We start from the raw sequence: 22,994 nt of genomic DNA on the forward strand, positions 1-22,994 counted from the left end.
CCTGTGGAGGGAGGAAAGTCAGGCTCCCCTCTCGGGCTTAGATCAAGAAGCGCCCGTTTTCATAGCAGAGTTGACCATCGGCGTAGACGCGGCCCTCGCGGAGATCGTTCACCATATCCCAATGAATCGTCGACTTATTGCGTCCGCCGCTCTCCGGCAGCGAAGCCCCGAGAGCCAGATGCATCGTCCCTCCGATTTTCTCATCAAAGAGCGTGTTACAGGTAAAGCGCTTAATATTGTAGTTCAGGCCAAAGGCTACCTCGCCGGCGGTACGCGAGCCAGAGTCGACATCGAGCATCGCTTCCAGAAAAGCCTGATCGGAACGAGCCGTAGCCTTCACCACGCGCCCGCCCTCAAAAGTCAAGCTGATTCCCTCGACCACGTGGCCCTCATAGAAGGCTGGGTAGCTGAAGCAAATCGTGCCCGAAAGCGAATCCTCGAGGGGGCCAGTAAAGACCTCGCCATCGGGAAAATTCTCCTTCCCGGCGCAGTTAATCCAGCGCCGCCCGCCCGTGCGCAACCGCAGATCTGTTCCCGGAGCCACAATATGCAGTTCATCGTGTTGCTCCAAAAAAGCCGCAATGCGTCGCTGCTCCTCATAGACCTGGCGCCAGGCTGCGATCGGATCAGGGGCATCCAGCATTCCCGCTGCAAAGACAAATTCCTCGTAGGTGCTCAAAGACATACCGGCATTCTGGGCATAAGCGTGCGTCGGAAAGAGCGTACCGCACCAGCGAGCCTCTCCATTGGCCTCGCGCTCCAGCTTGCGACTTAATAGCTCCTGGCGCGCTCGTTGATAGAGGGCCAGGCGCTGGGGATCGATCGCAGCAAAGGCGCGCGTATTCTCCTCGCCCCAGACATAGAGGCGAGCCGTGTACTGCTCGACTCGCAAGCGTTCCAGCTCGGAGACGAAGGTGAGCTGCTCGTCGCTGCCCTCGCGCAGCAACAGCTCGCTCAATTCTGGCTGCAAGGTCTCCACTGCGAGCACATGGGCACCGGCGCGGATCGCCTCCCCAAAGACCTCGCGGATGAGCGGGAAAGCCACGGCGGGAGCCTGAATCAGAAGTCGATCGCCAGGTTTTAGCTCCAGCGAGTAATGAACAAGCACTCGGGCCAGGGTCTGAAGACGCTGATCAACCATAAGGGACACTCCTCTTCACCTTTCCTTGCCCGGCATCGGACCCCTCCGGCTGTAGCCGTGGGGAGGAAACGCCGGGGCTATCCCATGTTCTACACATACCCGTCACCCCTCTGCAAAAGCTTCCAGTCGTTCGGATGAACGTCAAGCCCGTTGAGTCTGCAACTTGGCCGCAGCCGGATAGCGAGGCGCCCAACGTGCATGCCCACATCCTTCCCGTGCTGGATTCTTGCTCACAGCAAGCTCCCCGTTCGGGACCCCAGGTACGACGTTGCGGCCGGCGCGTGCCGGATGGGAAACCCGTCCTTGGTTCCGTAGCGGCCTCGAGTTCTGGACCCTTCGCCTCGATCCGCCAAATCCACATGCCGGGGTCACGCCGCAGATCCTCTCCCGATCCCCCCGCGCAAGCCGCGTTTATCCAGAGCTATCCTCGGATAGCCCTCTTGGGTTCGACTGCGCTTTGTCTGGCCTCCCGATCCCCACCTCCAAAGGCGAACCAGGTCTCTTCAGCCGCTCCGCGATCACTCACCGAACCATACTCACCGCTGCCGCGTCCTGCAGCGGCTGTTTTGGACCGTCTGAACGCTTCAGGAAAACGCCGGGCACCAACACAGTCAGGCTCGCCGCTGGACACGATCAATTCCTTCATCCGTTCCGCAGGCATCCGGTTCCTGTTCGCCTCGCTGCACGACCGGCAAGCGATGCCCGGGTTGCTTCCCGGATCGATGCCGTCCCGCGATCTCGAGATCACGTGGTCTATGTTCAGCAGCGGGTCGCCGGACGCCCCACCGCAGTAGACGCACTCCTGGCTGAACCTCGCCAGCGGGTATTCTGGCAGCTCGTACCCAACAAGGCACCCTGGTCGGTATTCCACGCCCGAGATGTCGGGGTTCTGAAGCAGTTGCGTGTCGAATTTGACCTGTTCAACCGTTCTCAAAAAGACCGGCCCATACCGGCAGAGGCGGGTCGCCCAGGTAACGACGCTCTCGACCTGGCTTGCCAGAGAAGGGGACAAGCCTTTGTCCCGGACGGAACCCTTGCCCATCCACCGCTCGGCAAGCGCGACAATACCGGCGCGGCGGCCGTGCCGTCCGCAGCCGTCGCATGTCTGCGTCCGGCTCAGAAAACTGGGCTTCCGGTAGCGCGTCTTCCGCTTCCCCCTGGTCCGGCCTTCCGTGAGAGCCTTCCGGACCTGCTCGCTCCGGCGTTGGATCTCCGCCGCCCCAACCACGGTCCGGCCCCGCCTGCCGAACTCGGCCACCAGGGCCACGCCCGTGCTCTCCGTGCCGGGGTCGCACTTCAGCGCGGCCGGCTAAATATCGTTCCCTTCCCTATCCCTCAACCTGATCGTGAAGTGAAAGGGTACCGCCGCGCAGAATAGCCGACCGCCGGACCGCCGGCCTTCGGGAGCATCTGGGTCCAGGAGGAGCGCACGACCTAAGCAGCCCGGCCTCCTATCCCCTCCTCGGATCAACCCCCTCACAGGGCTTGCGCCTCCTCCCTTGCTGGGGCTTGTGCCCCCCAGGGTCAAGTGAGCCTCGCCGAGGTGATCCGGGCTTGTTGCTCCCAGAGCACTGGCTTCAACCCCGTATGCCTGTTTAACCCTGGACGGCAGGGTCCGGAGCTGGCTCGCACACTCCGGAGTGCCGTGGCCCGAATAGCGTAGCCCCATGACCTTACGGCCCTGACCGAGCCTGGTCAACCCCGGGCCTGCTCGCTGCAAGCCCACGGCTTTAGCCGTGGGGTGGTTGACTTCGCAGAGGCAATCGGCTAATTGGTGAGGCTAGCCGGAGGGAGGCGGAGATGAGCTGGCGGAGGAGGGCCAATGAACCAGGCCAGGGCTGCTGAAGGCGGCGGCCTGGCTCTCCCCAAGAAAATGGTCTACCTGTCTGCCTGCCCGCTCGCTGGTAGAGAGAACAAGAGAAGACAGTCAGCTCGCCTCGAGTGCCAGCTCACTCCTCCTCAACGCTAACCAGTACTAGTATAGGGCGTCTTCTCTGAAGCTGCACCCGCAGGCGCCCCTACTTGTAGGGACGGGATGGCCGGCGCGGGTCCACAGCGGTAGGCTTCTGTTCTCCCCACGACTGTACGACGAGCGGGCGCTTGTCAGAATGCCACCCTTGCTCTATCATACTACAAGAACGCGAAAGGTAACCGGTGGCACTCGAAGAGAAATCAGCAAGGACCAACCCATTTCAGCCAGCAGGCAGGAAGGAAAGACCATAGATTCTCATGGCGACACTGCTCAAGCAACCCAAGCGCGCTACCGCGGCCCGTCGCGCGCGGCCCTCAGCGAGCGCGAAGAAGCGAGCTGGCGCGCCGCGCACCAGCCCGAGTCAGCGTCTCAAGAAGCGTCTGGCCTATATGGTACAGCATCCCCTAGATGCTCTCTGGGGCTGGCTCAGCTCGGTGCGCACGGCTATTTTTTTGATTGTCAGCATCATCGTCATCTGCATTCTGGGGATCTATTTCCCGCAAGCCCCGGGCGAGGTCCTTAACGACCCGACGGCCTATCAAGCCTGGCTGGAGCAGAATGCCCTGCCGCAGTACGGCTCGCTGACGCCCATCTACGACTGGCTGCATTTCTTTACCATCTTTTCAAGCTGGTACTTCATGCTCCTGCTGGGTATCCTGGCGCTCAGCATCGTGGTCTGCACCCTCAATCGGGCCCCGGCCATCTGGCAGAACTTTGCCCATCCGCTGATTCGACGCAGCGATCGTTTTTATCAGAACGCCCTGGAGCGAGCCAGCTTCAGCCATCCCGAGGCTCTGACCTGGACCAGTGCCGCCCTGCGGCGTCGCGGCTATCATCTACGCAGCGAGAGCGACAGCCGTGACAACACGGAAGTCACCTACCTCTACGCCAGCAAGAACAGTTGGGCCACTCTCTCCACCTTTGTCTTTCATGCCTCACTCGTCGCCCTTTTGCTGGCTGGCATGATCAGTCAGTGGCACGGCTTCCCGCTCAACAGTCCGGCGCGGCGCCTCTTGCCCGCTCCCATTCTCAGCCTCAGCGACGCCCTGGCCGGCTTCAGCTTTGATCAGGCCCTGCCGACTGGCGAGAGCGCAGTGGTCTACCCCCGCGGCACGCCCCACAACATCAGCTTTCGCGTCAACCGCTTCACCGCGCGCTTCGATCCGCAGACTGGCCAGCCGGTCGACTACGTCACTGACCTGAGCGTTTATCGCGACGGCGAGCTGGTGGCCCACAGCGACCACCTGCGGGTTAACGACCCCCTGACCTACGACGGCATTACCTTTCATCAATCCTCGCTGGTGGCCTCAGCGGTCGTCACCATCACCGATGCCCAGGGCAACGTCCTCTACCACGATGCCGTCGTTCTTGACAGCAGCAGCACGCTGCCCTCGGGCAATGGAGTCGTTGACTACGCGCGTGGTATCCCCATTGGTGGCACCAACTACACTATGGGCGTCTTCTTTATCCACGCGCAGGGCCAGCACCTCTCGCAGATCGCCCATCCCGTCCTACTCATAGCCATTGGTACCCCTGGTACCAGCAATAACGAGGACAAAGCCCTCCTGCGCCTCTCGCCTGGGCAGACCGGGAAAAGCGTCGATGGCCAGTGGACCATCAAACTCGACGCCGCCAGCGACGCCACCGTCTTGCTCGTGACGCGCGATGCCGGCGCACCCCTGATCTGGCCGATCGCGGTCGTTCTGGTGCTCAGCCTCTGTGTCACCTTCTACTTCCCGCAGCGCCGTATCTGGCTGCGCATCCGCGGCGATCAGGTCGAGATGGCCGCTCTGCGCGAGCACTTCACCAACATTCGCACCGATCTGCTCGCCATTGCCCGCGAGGCCCAGGCCACCACCGTCCAGGAGGCGGGGGAGCGGGGAACAGCTCCCGTAGCCAGCAGCCCTTCAGGCGCCCTATCAAGCAAGCGATAAGTGACTCTGCCTGGGAGCGGGCTTCGGGGCGGCAATGCTCATAGAAGCGGCCATTGACAGTGATTCACAATTGATATATCCTAGCGGTAGAAACACGTCCTTGTCCTGTAACGTAAAGGCAAGAGCCAGCAGCAGGGATCGGAGGGCTGTCAGCCCGCTCGATCCGCGCGAGGATAGTGAAGGAAGAAATATGAAGCTCACAATGAAAGGCGACTACGGACTGCGGGCCATGCTCGACATGGCGGCCTACTATGGACAGGGACCGGTTGAAAGTGCGGATATTGCCAGTCGGCAGTATATTCCTGAGCATTATCTTGACCAGATTCTGATGGCCCTGCGCAAAGAGGGGCTGGTCAAGAGTGTGCGCGGTCCCAAAGGCGGGCATATGCTGGCAAGGCCGCCCTCTCAGATCACTATGGCCGAGGTGGTGCGGGCTTTGGAGGGCTACGTGCCGCCCATGAAGTGTCTGCCTTCGCCTGGTGTCTGCGAGCTATCACCAGGCTGCGCTTTGCGCGAAGTCTGGCAGAAGATCGATGAGATGACCTGGCAGATTCTGCTCTCGACCACCATCGAGGAGCTGGCCCAGCGTCATCGCACCGGCGCCGCCGCCGAGACGATGTACTACATCTGACCAGATCGGCCTGGGAATGGCGGGCAGACAAGCAGGCTGACTCTCTTGCGGATAAGAGCGATAGCAGGCCGTGAGCAGGCTCAGGTCCAGGGAAAGCAGGACCTTGTGCAGAGCCGTGGCCGATCCGCCAGAGGATAATGCATAGTCTCACAACAAGGCTGGCGGCGGGTGGCAGACGAGGCAGGAGGCCAGCGGCGAGCGTCCGCTAGCCTGAAGGGGAAGGGTAGTAAGACGTGGCTGTTTCTGTGCAAAGAGCCGAAAAGACGAAAGTCATCGCACTAGTAGAGGACGATCCACGCCTCATCGAGATGGTGCAGGCGGTCATTGCGACCGTCAGTTCCTGGCAGCTGCACGTCTTCCCCGATGGACAGGAGGCCCGTGAGCGTTTGCCCCACATCGGGGCCGATTTGATCCTGCTCGATGTCGGTTTGCCCAACCTCGACGGCGTCTCCCTCTACAGAATCTTGCGCGGCCACAGTCAGACCAGGCATATACCGATTATTGTCATCACCGGGAGCTACGAGTGGGAGCTGCATCGCATGGGCTTGCATACGGGTTTGATGTTGCGCAAACCCTTCAGCGTGCAAGAACTCCTCTTTCTGATGCGGGCCTTGCTCGCCGAGGAGTCGGGGCAGCCTCGACCGACTCAAGACTAGGAGACAGACAAGTCAGCAAACTAGCAAGTTAGCAAGCAGGCAGGTGAACATGGCGCGCTGGGCCAAGGATGCAACAGAGCTAGTCGGTCGCACCCCGCTGGTTGAACTGAAGCGCTTTGCCGCTTCCTGCGGTGCCACCGTGCTGGCCAAGCTGGAGATGTTCAGTCCCGGCGGCAGCCTCAAAGACCGTCCTGCCCTGAAGATGATCTGCGAGGCCGAGACCCAGGGCTTGCTGCGTCCTGGGGGGGTCATCACCGAGCCGACGAGCGGCAACATGGGCATCTCGCTGGCCTGGATCGCCGCCGCCCGCGGCTATCGCTGCATTCTCACCATGCCAGACACCATCAGTCTGGAGCGCCGCCTGCTCCTGCGGCGTCTCGGAGCCCAGGTGATTCTCACCCCTGGCAACCAGGGAATGCGCGGCGCCATCAACAAGGTCATTGAGCTGCGCACCTCCCTCTCCAACGCCTGGTATCCCCAGCAATTTTACAATCAGGCCAATCCCCGTGCCCATCGCGAGGGGACCGCCGTCGAGATCTGGGAAGACACCGCAGGGGCCGTTGATATCGTGGTCATCGGCGTCGGTACGGGCGGCACCCTGACCGGCGTCGCCGAGGGACTACGTGCCCGCAAGCCGGCGGTCGAGGTGGTAGCCGTCGAGCCTGCGGCCTGTGCCATCCTCTCGGGCGGGCGGCCCGGGCCGCACCGCATCGAGGGTCTTGGGGCTGGCTTCGTGCCAGACACCCTGCGCGTCGACCTCATCGATCGGGTCATCGCCGTCAGCGATCACGACGCTGTGGCCACCGCCCGCGCCATCATGGAGCAAGAGGGCCTCTCTGTCGGCATCAGCAGCGGAGCCGTGGCCTGGGCCGCCCTCCAGGAGGCCCGCAAAGAGGAGAACGAGGGCAAGGTCATTGTCTCCATCTTCCCCAGCGCCGCCGAGCGTTACCTTCACACCATCTTGTTCGACGACCTGCGCGTCTGATCTCCTCCCTTTCGCCCGCTGGGCCCGCTGATTCTGCCCATCGCGTTCTCTCCTGTCGCGTATTATCTGACCCCTTGTGTCAACCTGCGGCCTGGCAGAAAGTGCCTGGCTGAGACGACCTGAAGCAGCCTCAGCAAAAGCTGGCCAGCAAGATCGCTCTCGATCGGCTTTGTCAACTACCTGCTCATGAGACCGAAGACCGACCTGATTCGTCTTAAAACCATAGTGGCTGTGACCAGCGTCCAACCGATAGCTGAACCTCGCAGCATGCCTCAGAACGTTCCACCGCGAGAGGGCCGTAACTGGCTATGGCCTCTTCCGCCGCTGATCCTCGGAGGGAGAGAGCCGCATGAGGAGCGCGACCGAAGTCTGGCGGGGGACCTGCCGGGAGAAGGAAGCTGGTCGGCCAAGACACGACGTTTTGCTGGACATGGGGAGGGATCGCACGCGCAATGTCGAGAATCGGTCAACACCAAAGCGGGGCGGAGATCCAGCGCTTTCACCTGAAGCGTTCCGCCTACGTGCGCAACAGCCTGCTGGCGCTGTTGACTGCGGCGGCCTTCCTGCTGGCGGCGGCGGCAATGGTGGAAATGGGGCGCTGGCTATGGGGAAGCTACTCCCATACTTTCACACCCTATTTGAAGTGGCAGGATACCCTCCTGGCCCTGTTGGCCTACCTCTGCCTGGGCGCTCTGGCCGGCAGCCTCATGAGCCTGCGCTACCTGCATGCCCTGTGGATGGGCTACCGGCGAGAAATGGTGCTCCTCGACGAGCAGAGTCTGACGGTGCGGGACCTGTCGCATAAGAATCTGGGGAGCATCTTCTGGATGATCGGCACGACCCTGCTCTGCTTTCTGGCCGTTCTAAGCGGCCTGATCCCGCTCATGTTGCTCGGCTGGGCGCAGAGCTGGGCCGATCCCGTCCTGACGACCCTGGGGACTGGCCTGCTGCTGCTGCTCTCCTTGCCCGGACTGGCTCTGAGCCTGGGGATGCTGGCGCTGCTGGCCTGCATTCTGGTCAGCTGCTTCTCGCTCTGCCGCCAGATGGGGGCTCCGCGAACCTACCGGCTTGATAGCCATACCTCTCTCTGGATTCATGACTTCATGCTCTCTATTCTCTCTCCAGGCGAACCGGAGTCCTTGCTGGAGCTGCAGCTGCTCTCAAGCGCCGACCAGCAGCGTCTACTGGCCTTGTTGCGCAAGCGTTGGATCGATGCCGATCGACCCTGGAACCCGGCCCTGGGCGAGGAGATCGAAGCGGCCCTGGCCGAGGCCCGGCAGCTGGCTCTTTCCGCTTGAGGCCAGGTTTGGCCTGGCCTCGGCCCGCCCTGGCCGGCTGAGGGGGTCTGGCCCAGGAGGGAAAAATGGGCTGCTCAAAAAATTCCCCCTTTGGGGGACTTGACAAAGTCGCCAGGAGGGGATATACTTTCAAATTGCCAATTGACAGGGAATGACTGGGTGCAACCCTTCAAGAAAAAGGGTCGGCACACAGCATGTTTTTTTCTCTGAGTCAGTGTGTAGGGCCGTGCATGTGGGTGATTCAGCAACCAACTGAACGACGACAAAGCAATTCCGAGTAACCGCTTGTGGGAGCACGAAGCGGTTACTTTTCTTGTCACACGATGCTCCCGGCACAGGAATTATCAGCAGCAGTAGGCAACAACAGCAATCATCGATTTCATGATCCTCCGGAGAGGTGCGCCGAGGCGCCTCTCGGGACATCTTTCCCTTCACGACAGCAGACGCAGATGTGACCTGGCGGGCAGATAGGCCCTCGCTGGTGACTGCCTTTCCCATTGTAGCTTGACCGGCCAACGGCAGCAAGAGCCTGGTTTGGCGTGTCTGGTCTTTCTGCATGGGCAAGACGGGAAGCCGGACCGTCTGGGCGAGGCCGTCTGTCGCGCAAGGAAGGTTTTCCTCCGTGAAGCTCTAGTGAGAGGAGAATATCACACATGACAGTGAGCAGCAAGGCCGTTGCGCTCCCGGAGCGTGTTTCTTTCGCGCGTATTCCGGATATACGGCCAATGCCGGGCCTGATCCAGATCCAGCTCGACTCTTTTGAGTGGTTCAAGCGAGAGGGCCTGCGCGAGGTTTTTGAAGAGATCTCTCCTATCGAAGATTTCACTGGAAAAAATCTCAGTCTGGAGTTTATTGTCCCACCCGAGCCGTTCGGCAAGCCCAAGTACAGCGAGGATGAATGTCGCGACCGCGACGCCACCTATGCCGCCCCGCTGACGGTCAAGGCCCGCCTGATCAACAAAGAGACGGGCGAGGTCATCGAGAAAGATATCTTTATGGGGGATTTCCCCCTGATGACCAAGCAGGGCACCTTTATTATCAACGGCGTCGAGCGCGTCGTGGTCAGCCAGCTTGTGCGCTCGCCGGGGGTCTACTTTACCGCCGAAGAGGACGCCACCACCGGGCGCCGCCTCTTCGCCGCCAAGCTGATCCCGAACCGCGGCGCCTGGCTGGAATTTGAAACGAGCAATAAAAATCTCCTCTCCGTCAAGATTGATCGCAAGCGCAAGCTGCCTGTCACTACCCTGTTGCGCGCTGTCGCCAGCATCGCCCGCGAGCAGTGGCATACCGAGGACGTCGATCTGACGACGGACCAGGGCATGATCAATGCCTTCAGCGAGGCCGATAACGATCCCAACGTGCGTTACATCCAGACCACGCTCGATCGTGACCCGGTCAAGCGCGAGGAGGAGGCCCTGCTCGAACTCTATAAGAAGCTGCGTCCCGGCGATCCCGCTACCCTTGATAACGCCCGCTCGCTGGTGCGCAACCTCTTCTTCAACCCGCGGCGCTACGACCTGGGCAACGTGGGCCGCTACAAGCTCAACCGCAAGCTGGAGCTGGCGGTTCCGCAGCACATCCGTGTCTTGACGCTTGATGATCTGGTACATATTATTCGCCGCCTGATCCGTCTCAACAACGGTTACGGGCGCAAGGATGATATCGACCATCTGGGCAATCGCCGCGTGCGCTGCGTCGGCGAGCTGATCCAGTCGCAGTTCCGCGTTGGCCTGCTGCGCATGGAGCGTGTGGTCAAGGAGCGCATGAGTATTCAGGAACCAGGCCAGGCCACGCCCAACGCCCTGATCAATATCCGCCCAGTGGTGGCGGCCATGCGCGAGTTCTTCAGCGGCAGCCAGCTCTCGCAGTTCATGGAGCAGACGAATGCCCTGGCGGAGATCGGTCACAAGCGCCGTCTCTCGGCCCTGGGTCCTGGTGGCCTCTCGCGCGAGCGGGCTGGTCTGGACGTGCGCGACGTCCATCGCTCGCACTACGGGCGCATCTGTCCCATCGAAACGCCGGAAGGTCCCAACATCGGCCTGATCGGCTACCTGGCCACTTATGGGCAGGTCAACCCTTACGGCTTCATCGAAACGCCCTATCGCAAAGTCTACCGCCGGCTGCGCGCCAACGACCCGCGCCTGATTGGGCGCGAGTTCCGCGGTGTGGTGGGGCACGAGCGCGAGGACGTCCTCGACGAGAACGGCCAGGTCCTGATCAAGGCTCACCAGCGCGTGCGCGTCGATGAAGAACTCTTCCTGAAGCTCTCGAAGCTCCTTGGCGACGCCTGGGTGCACGTGCGGGCCTTCGTCACCGACGAGGTGCAGTATCTGACCGCCGACGACGAGGAGAATTACAAGATCGCCCAGGTGAACGCCCCGCTCCTGGAGAACGGCGAGTTCGCCGAAGAGCGCACGCTGGCCCGCTATCAGGGCGAGTTCATCATGGACAGCACGGACAACATGGACTTCATGGACGTCTCGCCGCGCCAGGCGGTGAGCGTGGCGACCGCCCTGATCCCCTTCCTGGAGCACGACGACGTCAACCGCGCCCTGATGGGGGCCAACATGCAGCGCCAGGCGGTGCCCCTGTTGCGCCCGCAGGCCCCGGTCTGCGGTACGGGCATCGAGCGTCAGGTGGCCATCGACTCCGGCCAGGTGATCGTCAGCGAGGTCGATGGCGAGGTCGTCAAATCGACGGCCCGCGTCATCGAGATCATGGACAACCAGGGCGAGATCCATACCTATCGCCTGCGCAAGTTCATGCGCTCCAACGCTGGCACCTGCATCAACCAGCGACCTATCGTGCGCAAGCGCGACCGCGTGCGGGCCGGGCAGGTCATCGCCGACAGCTCCTCGACCCAGGATGGCGAGCTGGCCCTCGGGCAGAATATTCTGGTGGCCTTCATGAGCTGGGAAGGTGGCAACTTCGAGGACGCCATCCTCATCAGCGAGCGCATTGTCCGCGAGGACCTCTTCACCTCGATTCATATCGAGAAGTACGAGGTTGACGCACGCGATACCAAGCTGGGACCCGAAGAGATTACCCGCGATATCCCCAACGTCGGCGAAGAGGGTCTGCGCAACCTGGACGAGCGCGGCATCATCTATGTCGGCGCCGAGGTGGGGCCGCAGGATATCCTGGTCGGCAAGATCACACCCAAGGGCGAGACCGAGCTTACTGCGGAAGAAAAGCTGCTGCGTGCCATCTTCGGCGAGAAGGCGCGCGAGGTCAAGGATACCTCGCTGCGCGTCCCGCACGGCGAGCGCGGCAAAGTGGTCGAGGTCAAGGTCTTCTCGCGTGAGAATGGTGACGAGCTGCCGCCTGGAGTCAATCAACTGGTGCGCGTCAGCATCGCCCAGAAGCGCAAGATCGGCGCGGGCGACAAGATGGCCGGACGCCACGGCAATAAAGGCGTCATCTCGCGCGTCCTGCCCATCGAAGATATGCCCTTCCTGCCCGACGGCACTCCGGTCGATATCATCCTGAACCCGCTCGGCGTGCCGCACCGCATGAATCTCGGGCAGATCCTGGAGACGCACCTGGGCTGGGCCGCCACGGCGCTGGGTATCAAGATCGCAACCCCCGTCTTCGATGGCGCCACCGAGGCCGACGTGACCGAGCTGTTGCGCCGTGCCAATCTGCCGGAGAGCGGCAAGATCCAGCTCTTCGACGGGCGCACCGGGGAGCCGTTCGATCAGCCCATCACCGTGGGCTACACCTACATGCTCAAGCTGGCCCACCTGGTCGAAGACAAGGTTCATGCGCGCTCAACCGGCCCCTACAGCCTGATTACCCAGCAGCCGCTAGGCGGAAAGGCCCAGTTCGGTGGCCAGCGCTTCGGCGAAATGGAGGTCTGGGCGCTCGAAGCCTACGGCGCGGCCTATATCCTGCAAGAAATCCTCACCGTGAAGTCGGATGACGTCGTGGGCCGCGTCAAGACCTACGAGGCCATCGTCAAAGGCGAGAACATCATCGAGCCGGGCGTGCCCGAGTCCTTCAAGGTCCTGGTCAAAGAATTGCAGAGCCTGGGGATCAACGTGGAGGTCCTCAACGAGGACGATCAGAAGATTCAATTCGTTGAGGACAGCTCGAACGATGTCATGCCCGAGCTAGGTATCAATCTGTCCGGTTTCGAGGGAGATCAGTAAGGGCAACGGTGAAGGCCGCCCAGCTCTCTTGACCTCAGACGGGCGGGTCGCGGGCACAGGCCCCTGCCCGCCCGCTCTCAGGTGCAGGCTGGCCAGTCGCTGTCGCGGCTCGCGCTGGACCGACGCCCGCTCGTCGCCGTCCGGAACTATCCGCCATCGTCCTCCCCTCTGCGCCCACAGCGATGGCAGATCTGGCAGGCCGAAGAGCGGAGTGCAGCAAGCAGGCCATGACAGGGCCACCAGAAGGACCCTGCTACGGCCTGCGCGCCAGAGGCAGCGGCGAGAAGCGCGTCAGGTCAAAGAGATGGCTGGGACCTTCCTCGTTTCCCATCAGGAGGCAGCATGCTCGAAGTCAACGATTTCAACGCAATTCGCATCAGTCTCGCCAGTCCTGAGCAGATTCGGAGCTGGAGCTACGGCGAGGTCACGAAACCGGAGACCATCAACTACCGCACTCTCAGACCAGAGAAGGACGGTCTCTTCTGCGAGCGCATCTTCGGCCCTACCAAGGACTGGGAGTGCTATTGCGGCAAATACAAGCGGGTCCGTTTCAAGGGCATCGTTTGCGATAAATGTGGTGTCGAGGTCGCTCGCTCCAAAGTGCGCCGCGAGCGCATGGGCCATATCGAGCTGGCCTCGCCGGTCAGCCATATCTGGTACTTTAAGGGCATTCCCAGCCGGATCGGCCTTCTGCTCGACCTGTCGCCGCGCAACCTGGAGCGCATCCTCTACTTCGCGCTCTACGTCGTCACCCATATCGACGAAGAGGCGCGCCAGAAGGCCCTGATGGAGCTGGATCGCGAGCTGGCCAACCTCCAGCAAACAACCGAAGAGGAAGTCGTCGAGCGCGTCGACAGCCTCAAAGAGCAGCGCGACAGCGAGATCCAGGACGAGCGTGCCCGCCTGGCGGCCCGCATCCGCCAGATTCAGGAAGAGCGCGAGCGGGATCTGGAGCGGGCCCGGCAGGCCGAGAGCGAGACCCTGGCCGAGTTGCGTTCCCAGCGCGGCAAGCCGGCGGAAGACGATATTGTCTACGAACCGACCGGCCAGATCATCGTCCCACGTGGCGAGGTCGTGGGCCTCAAGCACATCGAGCTGCTGGAGCAGGTAGCCGAGACCTGCCGCAACGACATCGCCGAGCAGGCGCGCCATGCCCTCGAGGCCGTGCGCGCCGAGAGCGAGCGTGAGGCCGAGCGCCTCAACCTGGACTATCAGGGCCAGATCGACCTGCTGCAGTCGCAGTTGGAGTCGCAGCGCACCGACCGGCGCCATCGCCTGGAGCAGCTGCGCCGCGACCTGGTCAACCTCAAGAAAATGGACCTGCTCCAGGAGAATCGCTATCGGGAGCTGAAGGAAGCCTTCGGCAACGTCTTCCGCGCTGGCATGGGCGCCGAGGCCGTGCGCGAGCTGATCGCCGACATCGATCTCGACAAGCTGGCGATGGAGCTGCGCCAGGAAATCAGCTCGACCGTAGGCCAGCGGCGCAAAAAGGCCACCAAGCGCCTGAAGGTCGTCGAGGCATTCCGCAAGTCGGGTAACCGTCCCGAGTGGATGATCCTGACGGTCCTGCCGGTCCTGCCGCCTGAACTGCGCCCGATGGTCCAGCTTGACGGTGGACGCTTCGCCACCTCGGACCTCAACGATCTCTATCGGCGCGTCATCAACCGCAACAACCGCCTCAAGAGGCTACTGGAGCTGAGCGCGCCAGAGATCATCATTCGCAACGAGAAGCGCATGCTGCAGGAGGCCTGCGATGCCCTCATCGACAACGGGCGCCGCGGGCGAGCGGTCGCCGGCTCGGGCAACCACAAGCTCAAGAGCCTCTCCGACATGCTCAAGGGGAAGCAGGGCCGCTTCCGCCAGAACCTGTTGGGCAAGCGCGTCGACTACTCTGGTCGCTCGGTGATCGTCGTGGGTCCCGAACTGAAGCTGCACCAGTGTGGCCTGCCCAAGCGCATGGCTCTGGAGCTGTTCAAGCCCTTCGTCATGCGCAAGCTGGTCGAGCGAGGCGACGCCCACAACATCAAGAGCGCCAAGCGTTTCGTCGAGCGTGTTCGGCCCGAAGTCTGGGACGTGCTCGAGGAAGTCATCAAGGACCATCCTGTGCTGCTCAACCGTGCGCCGACCCTGCACCGTCTGGGCTTGCAGGCCTTCGAGGCCGTTCTTGTCGAAGGCAGCGCCATCCAGCTCCATCCGCTGGTCTGCTCGGCCTTCAACGCCGACTTCGACGGTGACCAGATGGCGGTTCACGTCCCGCTCTCGGAGAAAGCCCAGGACGAAGCGCGGCAGTACATGATGTCCACGCGCAACCTGCTGCTGCCGGCCACCGGCGAACCATCGATCGGCGCCACCGGCGACATGGTGCTCGGCTGCTTCTACCTGACGCAAGACCGTCCGGGCAAGAAGGGAGAAGGGAGAGTCTTTGCCGATCCCACCGAGGCCCTGCTCGCCTACCATCACGGCGTCATCGACCTGCAGGCCCTCATCAAAGTGCGCATGGACGGCGTGCAGATCTACGACGAGCCGCCGCCGGCGGGGCCAACCATGTACGCCCAGCGCCAGCTCATCACCACCACCGTCGGGCGTATCATCTTCAACGAATCGCTGCCCGAGCGCATGCGCTTCAAGAACTACCCGATGAGGAAGGATGACCTGCGGGCCTTAATCTCCGAGTGCTACAAGGAGTATGGGCGCGTCAAGACCTGCGAGCTGGCTGACGAGATCAAGCGTCTCGGCTTCTCCTACGCCACCAAGGCTGGAGCCACCATCGCCATGAGCGATGTCAAGGTACCCGAGGGCAAAGCCGAGGAGCTGGCCAAGGCCGACGCCAAGATCGCCGCCCTGGACGAGCAGTACCGTGAGGGTCTCATCACCGACTTCGAGAAATACCAGCAGACCATCGACATCTGGAACGAAGTCACCGAGAACATCACCAAGATGGTCGAGCAGACCCTCGACCCTTACGGGGCCATCTACACCATCGCCAAGTCCGGCGCCACCAAGGCCCGCTTCCAGCAGATCCGCCAGCTCTCGGGCATGCGCGGCCTGATGGCCAGCCCGTCCGGTAAGATCATCGACGTGCCCATCCGCGGCAACTTCCGCGAGGGACTGAGCGTGCTGGAGTACTTTATCAGCAGCCACGGCGCGCGCAAAGGTCTGGCCGACACCGCCCTGCGTACCGCCGAGTCGGGCTATCTGACGCGGCGCCTGATCGACGTCGCCCAGGACGTCATCGTCACCGAAGAGGATTGTCAGACCACCGAAGGCATCCTCATCACCGACGAGGACAGCAAAGAGATGATGCTGCCTGACATCCGCCAGCGCATCGTCGGGCGCATCCTGCTGGAGCCAATCCCTGGCTTCGAGGATCGCCTCGAGGTCGGCGACGAGATCACCGAGGACATCGCCGACGCCCTGGTGGCTGCTGGCGTCAAGCAGGTGCGCGTCCGCTCCGTGCTGGGCTGCCAGACCCGCCGCGGAGTCTGCCGCAAGTGCTATGGCCGCGACCTGGCGGAGAACAGCCTGGTGCGCCTGGGCCAGGCCGTAGGCATCATCGCCGCCCAATCCATCGGCGAGCCGGGCACGCAGCTCACCATGCGTACCTTCCACACCGGTGGTATCGCGGGCGCCCAGGGAGACATCACCCAGGGTCTACCGCGCATCGAAGAGCTGTTCGAGGCGCGCGTGCCCAAGGATAAGGCCGAGATCAGCGAGATCGATGGCGTCGTCGAGATCATCAAAGACGAAAACACGGGCAGCCGCACCGTGCGCGTCGTCTCGACCAACACCATCTTCGACGAATATCGCCTGCCGCCCGGGGCTGAGATCCTCGTCAACGAGCACGACCAGGTCCAGAAGGACCAGCTCCTGGCTCTGGAGCCTCCCCAGAACGGCAGCGAGCCGCGCGAAGTACGGGCCCGCACCAGCGGCGAAGTGCTCTTCAACGCCAATGGCATCCTGACCATTCGCTCCGAAGAGCGCGACGAGCGGAGCTATCCGGTGCCGGCGGCGCGCAGCCTGGCCGTCACCCAGGGCCAGTACATCAAGGCCGGCACGCCGATCACCAGCGGCCACCTCGATCCGCAGGATGTCCTGCGCATCCTCGGGCGCGAGGCCGTGCAGATGTACCTTGTCAAAGAGGTGCAGCGCATCTACCGCAACACCGGTGTGCGCATCAACGATAAGCACATCGAGATCATCATCCGGCAGATGCTGCGCCGCGTGCGCGTCGAGGAGCCGGGCGACACCGACATGCTGCCCAACGACCTGGTCGACCGCTTCGCCTTCGCCGAAACCAACGCGCGCGTTCTGGCCGAGGGCGGCGAGCCGGCTCGCGCTCAAACCGTCCTCCTGGGCGTCACCAAGGCCTCGCTCAACACCGACAGCTTCCTGGCGGCGGCCTCCTTCCAGGAGACCACCCGCGTGCTGACCGAGGCGGCCATTCAGGGTCAGACCGACCACCTGGTGGGCCTCAAGGAGAACGTTATCATCGGCAAGCTCATCCCGGCTGGCTCCGGCTTCTTGCAGCGGCGCCGCGAACAGTTGGCGCGCCAGCAGCAGACGCAGCAGCGTCTGACGGGAGCCCCCAGCGTGGCCGGCGTGGGCGCGGGCTTCGCTGGCGGTCCTGGCAGCAACGGCCACGGCAGCGGTACCCCTGGCGTAGCTCTTGACAGCCTGAGTGATGAGTGATACCATATACAACCGCGCATAGATTGAGAAGGGGGCGCGCACCAGCGCGCCCCCTTTAGAGGACAGTTAGGGGAGGATTGCTCGTTGCCAACGATCAATCAGCTGGTCCGTAAGGGCCGTTCCAAGAAGGTCAGACGCTCGAAGGCTCCAGCGCTCTTGTTCTCGTACAACGCGCTGAAGAACCGTGTCATGCGTATGCGGGGCGCGCCGCAGAAGCGCGGCGTGTGTACGCAGATCCGTACGATGACGCCCAAGAAGCCGAACTCGGCCATGCGCAAGATCGCGCGCGTGCGCTTGAGCAACTTGATGGAGGTAACGGCCTATATCCCCGGCGAGGGCCATAACCTCCAGGAGCACTCGGTGGTGCTGATCCGCGGTGGGCGCGTCAAGGATCTGCCCAGTGTGCGCTACCATATCATCCGCGGTACGCTCGATAGCGATGGCGTGGCAAAGCGGCGCCGCGGTCGCTCGAAGTACGGAGCCAAACGGCCCAAGCCTGGGCAGGCGGCGGCCACTCCAGCCGCCAGGGGTGGTAAGAGGTAGCGCGTGGGCGGCTGCTGAAGCGCACAAGCATGCCAGCAAGCATTGCCATCCGACCCGCCACATTCCCCGCTTCCCTGCCCGATACCGCCTGAGAGCGTTCAGGTAGGTCGGTTTACAGGTCGTGCATCGCTTTCTGTCACGCATGCATCGCCGTTCTTCACGGTCGATGTGTGTCGGGTGTCCTCCACGTCTGTCCCTCTGCCAGGCAGGCCAGAGAAAAGCCTGCACTCGCTCTGGCGTGTTACGTGGGAAGAGACGCTCGTTTGCTTGTCTGTCTATTTGCTCGCTCGCCCACGCGCAAGGTGTCGCCCTGGGGTGGGCGGGCCAGGGTCGCAGCGGCTGCGCGCCGGCCCGGTCACTCGCCGGCTGGCTACCCTCCCTGGCCTCAGAGCAAAACTCTAGGCAGAGCACTGATCAGGCCATCCTCGCTACAGCCTGTGGTGACGTGAAGGTTGGATAAGAGATCTGCTAGCGCCGCTCGCTCATCTCGTCTCTAACACCTGACCCCGGGCGGGTCGGCAGATGGAAACCGGGCCAGAGCGCCAGACGACGGCAGACGCCCTGCCCGAAGAGAAGATGCGCAAGAGCACAGAGAGTCGTCCAGGGGCGAGAGCCTGAACCATACCGGACCAGGCGAGCCTGCAAGGTGGCAGACCAGGCGCCAGGCCGACGGCTAACTCGCTCAGTTGCCCGCCCCGGCCCTGTCTGGTCAACCTGGAGAAGGCCCTGATCCGGCGGTCAGGAGATCGCCGGAGCCGCCTGGATGGCAGGTCTCTTGCTGTAGCTGCAACAAGCGACAGCCAAACGGCTCAGTGGCCGCCAGCCAGCGAGCGGTAGCCAGGCGCCGCCAGGCGCGCGCAAAATAAACACCTGACATCTCGTTAGATGCCCTGGCTGCCGAGAAGAGCAAAGCGGAGAGGTTTGAAGGAACCGCCCGGAGGGTAAGAAACGAGCGGACGAACAAAGAGGAAGCGTGGAAGAAGGAACGAGCGGCCAGCATAGAAGACAGCGATGTTCGCGGCAGCAGATCCACTGCCCTGCCCGAGTAAATAAGTCAGTGGGAAGGAACCGACGCCGGCCTGCTAGCAGAGCAGCGGCCCTCTCTTGATCAGCCGCCAGGCCAAGAGCAGGGACCCCGCCAACCTGGCGCGGCGACCATCGTTGCTGATGCTGTAGGCGTCCGTATCCGATTGTAGCTTTCGTTCTCGTTGGCGAGCAACAGAAGCAGAAGCAATATCCTCTGAAACGGTTGTTGGTGGCTGTCCTGCCCCCGAGGAGGCCCTCAGGTCTGGCGCAGAGATAGACCCAGGCCGGACTGAGCCGGCTGGCCCTGGCGGACCGCTGGCTCGCTCCTCCTCGCTCTCCTGCCCAGGCAGGGGGTGGCCGAACCAGTCCAGGAGGAGGCGAGTGGCCTGCAGGCAGGCAGACAGACAGACAGGCAGGCGGGTGGTGGGGCAGGTACAGGTGTCAGCTACAATCGCAGCGACGCCTTTTCTGGTGCTTTGCACAAGGCAGGTATCATACGTACCATACGTACATACGTAGCGTAGCGTAGATGCTCGTCTGCGCGTGCAGGCGGACTGCGGCCACGCTCATCGGCCCAGGCCAGCAGCAGGAGCGGCGGCGAGCATGTGTGTTGACCGCGAAGCGAAAGGGAGGAAAAGAGACCTTGCCAAGACGCAAACGTGTTAGCCGTCGGTCAGAGTCGGACAAGCATAACAAGGACATCAAGAAGTACGAGTATCGGCGTGGGGTGCGCCGGCTCGAAGTCGTGGACCCCAAGTACCAGAGCCGCAACGTGGCGAGCTTCATCGGCAAGCTGATGGTCGACGGCAAGAAGAGCCTGGCCGAGCGCATCCTCTACCAGGCTTTCGCTTTAATCGAGCAGCGGCAGAAGCGTCCGGCCCTCGAGGTCTTCGAACAGGCCTTAAGAAACGCCACGCCTACGGTCGAGGTCAAGCCTCGCCGCGTCGGCGGCTCAACCTACCAGGTGCCTGTCGACGTCCGTAAAGAGCGCGGCCTCTCTCTCGCCATGCGCTGGCTCGTCCGCTCTGCTCGCGCTCGTACAGGCAAAAGCATGGTGGAGAAGCTGGCCAACGAGATCATGGACGCTGCCGCCGGACAGGGAGCGACCATCAAGAAACGCGAAGAGACCCACAGGATGGCAGAGTCCAACAAGGCTTTCATCCATTATCGCTGGTAATACTCAAACATGTCTAGAGAATACTCACTCGAAAGAACGCGCAATATCGGTATCATCGCCCATATCGACGCGGGAAAAACGACGACGACCGAGCGCATCCTCTTCTACACCAAGAAGATTCACCGCATGGGTGAGGTGCACGAAGGGGCTGCGACGATGGACTGGATGGTACAGGAGCAGGAGCGCGGCATCACCATCACCGCGGCAGCAACCACCTGCTTCTGGCTGGACCATCGCATCAACATCATCGACACGCCCGGTCACGTCGACTTTACTGCCGAGGTCGAACGCTCGCTGCGCGTCCTCGATGGGGGCATTGTCATCTTCGATGCCGTGGCCGGTGTCGAGCCCCAGTCCGAGACCGTCTGGCGCCAGGCCAACAAGTACAACGTCCCGCGCATCTGCTTTGTCAATAAGATGGATCGCATCGGGGCCGACTTCTGGCGCACCGTCCAGATGATCCGAGAGCGTCTGGGGGCTAACCCTCTGCCGATCCAGCTCCCAATCGGGGCCGAAAGCGATTTCAAAGGCTTCATCGACCTCATCGAGGAGCATGCTGTAGTTTTCCTCGACGAGCTGGGAACGCGGCCTGAGCCGACACCGATTCCGGCCGAGCTGGCGGAAGAGGCCAAGCGTCACCGCGATGCTCTCATCGAGCGGGTCGCTGAGACCGACGAGGAGCTGACCCTGAAGTACCTTGAGGGCGAGGAGATCACCAAGGACGAGCTCCGCGCCGCCCTCCGCAAAGCGACGATTGCCGGCACCCTGGTGCCGGTACTTTGTGGTTCCTCCCTACGCAATAAGGGCGTTCAGGCTTTGCTGGATGCGGTGGTGGCCTATCTTCCTTCCCCTCTCGATATCGCTCCTCCTGTCGGCATCGATCCCAATACTGGCGAGCAGGTCACGCTGACGGTCGCTGACGATGCCCCGTTCAGCGCCCTGGCCTTCAAAATCGTCTCCGATCCCTTCGTAGGCCGCCTGGCCTATCTGCGCGTCTATTCCGGCACCCTGACCAAAGGCTCTTCGGTCGAAAATACGACCAAGGGCAAGACCGAGCGCATCGGGCGCCTGCTGCGCATGCACGCCAACCATCGCGAGGATATCGATGAGATCCGCGCCGGCGATATTTGTGCCGCCGTCGGGCTGCGCAACACCTTCACCGGCGATACCCTCTGCGATCCGCAGCACCCGGTGATTCTGGAATCGATCACCTTCCCTGAGCCGGTGATCGAGATCGCCATTGAGCCGAAGACGCGCGGGGATCAGGATAAGATGACGCTCGCCCTCAGCAAGCTCGCTGAGGAAGATCCCACCTTCCAGGTGCGTACCGATCCCGAAAGCGGCCAGACCATTATCCGCGGCATGGGCGAGCTACACCTGGAGGTGATCGTCGACCGACTCTTCCGCGAGTTCAAGGTCGAGGCCAATATCGGACGCCCCCAGGTGGCCTATCGCGAGACCATCACGCGCGAAGCGACTGCCCAGGGCCGCTACGTCCGGCAGACCGGCGGTCGTGGTCAGTACGGCGATGTCTGGATTCGCGTCGAACCCAATCCTGGCAAGGGCTTCGAGTTTATCAATGCCATTGTCGGCGGCGTCATCCCCAAAGAGTACATCAAGCCGGTCGAGGTTGGTATTCGGGAGACGCTCGATAACGGAATCATCGCCGGCTACCCGATGATCGACGTCAAGGTCACTCTCTTCGACGGCTCCTATCACGAGGTCGACTCGAGCGAGATGGCCTTTAAGACCGCCGGGTCGCTGGCCATCAAAGAGGCTGCGCGCAAGGCCGGGCCTATCCTGTTGGAGCCGGTCATGCTGGTCGAGGTGACCACCTCCGAGGAGTTCTACGGCGACATCATCGGCGACCTCAACCGGCGCCGTGGCGTGATCCTGGGCATGGAGAGCCGTGGCTCCGTCTATGTGGTGCGGGCCCATGTCCCTCTGGCCGAGATGTTCGGCTATGTCAATGATCTGCGTTCCCTGACCAGTGGACGCGCCAGCTATTCGATGCAGTTCGATCACTACGAGCCAGTCCCGCGCAATATCGCGGATGAGATTATCGGTAAGGCGGCTGCCAGCTAGGAAGGTCAAAGGCGCTACTGGCAGCGCCTCCTTTCCCATTGTGGGATGGGCGTGCCAAGAGGTCCGGTGCACCTATCCGCGCCGCGCCTCCCGCATCGGTGGCTGCTGGGAGAGGCTCCCTTCCCGCCCCTCACGACGGAGGAGCGTTGGCCCAGCTCTCACCTGTCCTGGAGCCGATACCAGGGGACGGCCTCCCAGGACACCGCCTTGAGCGCTGTGTCCCGGCTCAGACGGACAGGCCCTCTCGTGGCCCGTCGGCGGAGCACAGCCCGGCTCTCGCGCGGTCCCTCCTCCCTCGAGGAGCTGACCGCCAACCCTATCTCTCTCTGGTCGCGTCGTGCGGCGCTCGCTTCCCGAAAGCGCCCGCACCATACGCACCCTTGCTCGCACCAACCGCGTGCGTGCAGCCTATCTTCGGCTGGTAATCGTGAGGCGATGCGATGCTGTTGCAAGGTGCAGCCCCTGGGCACGTTGTCGCATGTCTGTTGCACTGAGCATGTGAGCACTAAGAAGTGAGGATGAACAAATGGCGAAGCAGAAGTTTGAGCGGACGAAGCCGCATGTAAATGTGGGCACGATCGGGCACATTGACCACGGGAAGACGACGCTGACGGCCGCGATCACGCGGGTGCTGTCGCGGGTGCTTCCGAGCGCGGTCAATAAGTATATTGCCTTTGACCAGATTGATAAGGCGCCCGAGGAGCGG

The 22,994-nt window shown here is 62.5% G+C and carries 14 protein-coding genes; 11 read left to right on the forward strand and 3 right to left on the reverse strand.

Features of this window, described 5'->3' with window-relative positions; all coding sequences use genetic code 11:
- Positions 1–37: 37 nt before the first annotated feature.
- Positions 38–1,141: an aminopeptidase gene (locus ACFMO7_RS19540; RefSeq protein ID WP_376797162.1), complete on the reverse strand. Its 1,104-nt coding sequence runs from the start codon at positions 1,139–1,141 to the stop codon at positions 38–40.
- Between the two features lie 421 nt (positions 1,142–1,562).
- Complete coding sequence (locus ACFMO7_RS19545; RefSeq protein ID WP_376797173.1) at positions 1,563–2,441, reverse strand: RRXRR domain-containing protein; 879 nt, start codon at positions 2,439–2,441, stop codon at positions 1,563–1,565.
- A 929-nt stretch (positions 2,442–3,370) separates the two neighbouring features.
- Between ACFMO7_RS19545 and ACFMO7_RS19550 the strand changes: the two genes are divergently transcribed.
- The 8 genes from ACFMO7_RS19550 (at position 3,371) to rpsL (ending at position 18,000) form a co-directional block, all read left to right on the forward strand.
- The gene (locus ACFMO7_RS19550; RefSeq protein ID WP_376797163.1) at positions 3,371–5,047 is read left to right on the forward strand and encodes a cytochrome c biogenesis protein ResB; all 1,677 of its coding nucleotides are present in this window, start codon (positions 3,371–3,373) and stop codon (positions 5,045–5,047) included.
- A 190-nt stretch (positions 5,048–5,237) separates the two neighbouring features.
- Positions 5,238–5,678: an Rrf2 family transcriptional regulator gene (locus ACFMO7_RS19555; protein ID WP_052890681.1), complete on the forward strand. Its 441-nt coding sequence runs from the start codon at positions 5,238–5,240 to the stop codon at positions 5,676–5,678.
- Positions 5,679–5,923: 245 nt separating this feature from the next.
- Positions 5,924–6,334, forward strand: coding sequence for a response regulator transcription factor (locus ACFMO7_RS19560; RefSeq protein ID WP_376797164.1), 411 nt, complete (start codon positions 5,924–5,926; stop codon positions 6,332–6,334).
- Positions 6,335–6,383: 49 nt separating this feature from the next.
- On the forward strand, positions 6,384–7,319 hold the full coding sequence (cysK, locus tag ACFMO7_RS19565; RefSeq protein WP_376797165.1) for a cysteine synthase A: 936 nt from the start codon (positions 6,384–6,386) through the stop codon (positions 7,317–7,319).
- A 452-nt stretch (positions 7,320–7,771) separates the two neighbouring features.
- Positions 7,772–8,617 carry a hypothetical protein gene (locus ACFMO7_RS19570; protein WP_376797166.1) on the forward strand — a complete coding sequence of 282 codons (846 nt, stop codon included), beginning with the start codon at positions 7,772–7,774 and terminating at the stop codon, positions 8,615–8,617.
- Between the two features lie 653 nt (positions 8,618–9,270).
- Positions 9,271–12,768, forward strand: coding sequence for a DNA-directed RNA polymerase subunit beta (locus tag ACFMO7_RS19575; protein WP_376797167.1), 3,498 nt, complete (start codon positions 9,271–9,273; stop codon positions 12,766–12,768).
- A gap of 342 nt (positions 12,769–13,110) precedes the next feature.
- Entirely contained in the window at positions 13,111–17,457 is a 4,347-nt protein-coding gene (gene rpoC / locus ACFMO7_RS19580; protein ID WP_376797168.1) for a DNA-directed RNA polymerase subunit beta', read from the forward strand.
- An 84-nt stretch (positions 17,458–17,541) separates the two neighbouring features.
- The gene (rpsL, locus tag ACFMO7_RS19585; RefSeq protein WP_376797169.1) at positions 17,542–18,000 is read left to right on the forward strand and encodes a 30S ribosomal protein S12; all 459 of its coding nucleotides are present in this window, start codon (positions 17,542–17,544) and stop codon (positions 17,998–18,000) included.
- A 709-nt stretch (positions 18,001–18,709) separates the two neighbouring features.
- Here the strand turns inward: rpsL and ACFMO7_RS19590 are convergent.
- Positions 18,710–18,877, reverse strand: coding sequence for a hypothetical protein (locus ACFMO7_RS19590; RefSeq protein WP_376797170.1), 168 nt, complete (start codon positions 18,875–18,877; stop codon positions 18,710–18,712).
- Between the two features lie 849 nt (positions 18,878–19,726).
- Here ACFMO7_RS19590 and rpsG point away from each other — a divergent pair.
- From rpsG to ACFMO7_RS19605, 3 genes are all read left to right on the forward strand, one after another.
- Positions 19,727–20,203, forward strand: a complete 477-nt coding sequence (gene rpsG / locus ACFMO7_RS19595) for a 30S ribosomal protein S7 (protein ID WP_376797174.1) — start codon at positions 19,727–19,729, stop codon at positions 20,201–20,203.
- 9 nt (positions 20,204–20,212) lie between these two features.
- Complete coding sequence (gene fusA, locus ACFMO7_RS19600; protein ID WP_376797171.1) at positions 20,213–22,288, forward strand: elongation factor G; 2,076 nt, start codon at positions 20,213–20,215, stop codon at positions 22,286–22,288.
- Positions 22,289–22,814: 526 nt separating this feature from the next.
- The coding region (locus ACFMO7_RS19605) for a GTP-binding protein (protein WP_376797172.1) at positions 22,815–22,994 on the forward strand (180 nt) is incomplete at its 3' end.

The sequence above is a fragment of the Thermogemmatispora sp. genome (assembly GCF_042408735.1).
Classification (GTDB): Bacteria; Chloroflexota; Ktedonobacteria; order Ktedonobacterales; family Ktedonobacteraceae; genus Thermogemmatispora.

What these genes read in the sequence shown, in the direction of transcription:
- ACFMO7_RS19540 (WP_376797162.1), bottom strand. Translation starts at nt 1,141, where the DNA reads ATGGTTGATCAGCGTCTTCAGACCCTGGCCCGAGTGCTTGTTCATTAC.
- ACFMO7_RS19550 (WP_376797163.1), top strand. Translation starts at nt 3,371, where the DNA reads ATGGCGACACTGCTCAAGCAACCCAAGCGCGCTACCGCGGCCCGTCGC.
- ACFMO7_RS19555 (WP_052890681.1), top strand. Translation starts at nt 5,238, where the DNA reads ATGAAGCTCACAATGAAAGGCGACTACGGACTGCGGGCCATGCTCGAC.
- cysK (WP_376797165.1), top strand. Translation starts at nt 6,384, where the DNA reads ATGGCGCGCTGGGCCAAGGATGCAACAGAGCTAGTCGGTCGCACCCCG.
- ACFMO7_RS19570 (WP_376797166.1), top strand. Translation starts at nt 7,772, where the DNA reads ATGTCGAGAATCGGTCAACACCAAAGCGGGGCGGAGATCCAGCGCTTT.
- ACFMO7_RS19575 (WP_376797167.1), top strand. Translation starts at nt 9,271, where the DNA reads ATGACAGTGAGCAGCAAGGCCGTTGCGCTCCCGGAGCGTGTTTCTTTC.
- rpoC (WP_376797168.1), top strand. Translation starts at nt 13,111, where the DNA reads ATGCTCGAAGTCAACGATTTCAACGCAATTCGCATCAGTCTCGCCAGT.
- ACFMO7_RS19590 (WP_376797170.1), bottom strand. Translation starts at nt 18,877, where the DNA reads ATGTCAGGTGTTTATTTTGCGCGCGCCTGGCGGCGCCTGGCTACCGCT.
- fusA (WP_376797171.1), top strand. Translation starts at nt 20,213, where the DNA reads ATGTCTAGAGAATACTCACTCGAAAGAACGCGCAATATCGGTATCATC.